We start from the raw sequence: 1,373 nt of genomic DNA, 5'->3' as shown, positions 1-1,373 counted from the left end.
GCCAAGACCGATGCCATCGACGCCGCAGTGCTGGCCCATTTCGCTGAGGTCATTCCAGACAAGCCAACCCTGAAGACAAGCCCTGAAAGGGCCCTGTTACGGGAACTCCTTCAGCAGCGTGATCGCCTAGTCCAACAGCGAGATGACGACCGGCGGCGCCTGAAGCAGGCTCAGTCAGCGATGGTCGCCATTTTCCTGAACACCAATCTCCAGCACTTTGCCTCGCAGATAAAGTTGGTGGAGCAAGCGATCAAGCAGCAGGCCACAGTGCTCAACGATGAACGGATTGCCAAATTGGACGAAGTCAAAGGCATCGGGATGGTAACCGCGACCAAGCTGGTAGCGCTCTTGCCGGAACTGGGGCATGTGGAGTCCAGGGAAATAGCCTCTTTGGTCGGCGTGGCCCCCTTCAAGCACGACAGCGGAAAGTCCGTGGGCAAGCGCTTTATTTCAGGAGGCCGATTTGAGGTCAGGCGTGCGCTGTACATGGCGTGCCTGGTGGCGGTGAAACATAATACAACGCTCAAAGCCCGATATGAAGCGCTGCGTGGGCGGGGGAAACTTGCCAAGGTTGCGATTGTGGCCTGCATGAGAATCTTCATCGTGCGCCTCAACGCGATGCTCAGATCGGGCACGCCGTGGCGGGATGACTTACCGCAGCCATGAAAACATAGCGCAGCTCAAATCAGGGTGGGAGCAGGTTTACCCGCGAAGAAGACACCGTGTGGATGGCACGGGCTTCGCCCGTGTTCGCGGGGCAAGCCCGCTCCCACAGGGATTCGAGCTGGGCTGAATTTTTTGCCCACAAAGACAAAACCCCTACCTGCATGCGCAGATAGGGGTTTTGCGAAATGAATCTTGACGATGACCTACTCTCACATGGGGAAACCCCACACTACCATCGGCGATGCATCGTTTCACTGCTGAGTTCGGGATGGGATCAGGTGGTTCCAATGCTCTATGGTCGTCAAGAAATTCTGTAGCCAGAATGTCCAGATGAACAGCCCAGCGAATCCGGATATGTGATGTTTGTGGTTCGTTGCGAACTTTCGGTTCGTATCATCTTCACCACCGCAATCTGCGTCAGCAAATTGCTTGGGTGTTATATGGTCAAGCCTCACGGGCAATTAGTATTGGTTAGCTCAACGCCTCACAGCGCTTACACACCCAACCTATCAACGTCGTAGTCTTCGACGGCCCTTTAGGGGATTCAAGATCCCAGTGAGATCTCATCTTGAGGCAAGTTTCCCGCTTAGATGCTTTCAGCGGTTATCTCTTCCGAACATAGCTACCCGGCAATGCAACTGGCGTGACAACCGGAACACCAGAGGCTCGTCCACTCCGGTCCCCTCGTACTAGGAGCAGCCCCTCTC

1 protein-coding gene and 2 rRNA genes are annotated in these 1,373 nt (G+C 55.4%); 1 reads left to right on the top strand and 2 read right to left on the bottom strand.

Annotated elements, in window-relative coordinates; all coding sequences use genetic code 11:
* Nucleotides 1-666, top strand: a 666-nt coding sequence (locus FNW52_RS20595; protein ID WP_143379340.1) for a transposase, incomplete at its 5' end; no start/stop codon positions are given.
* A 190-nt stretch (nucleotides 667-856) separates the two neighbouring features.
* Here the strand turns inward: FNW52_RS20595 and rrf are convergent.
* Together rrf and FNW52_RS20585 are read right to left on the bottom strand one after the other, a co-directional pair.
* Nucleotides 857-972, bottom strand: a 5S ribosomal RNA gene (gene rrf / locus FNW52_RS20590).
* Between the two features lie 134 nt (nucleotides 973-1,106).
* Nucleotides 1,107-1,373 (bottom strand): 23S ribosomal RNA (locus tag FNW52_RS20585); the annotation flags it as partial.

The organism is Flavobacterium sp. ZT3R18 (assembly GCF_007097385.1).
GTDB lineage: Bacteria > Bacteroidota > Bacteroidia > Flavobacteriales > Flavobacteriaceae > Flavobacterium.
The sequence above is the reverse complement of the archived record's forward strand: the minus strand, read 5'-3'. Positions and strand labels throughout refer to the sequence as shown.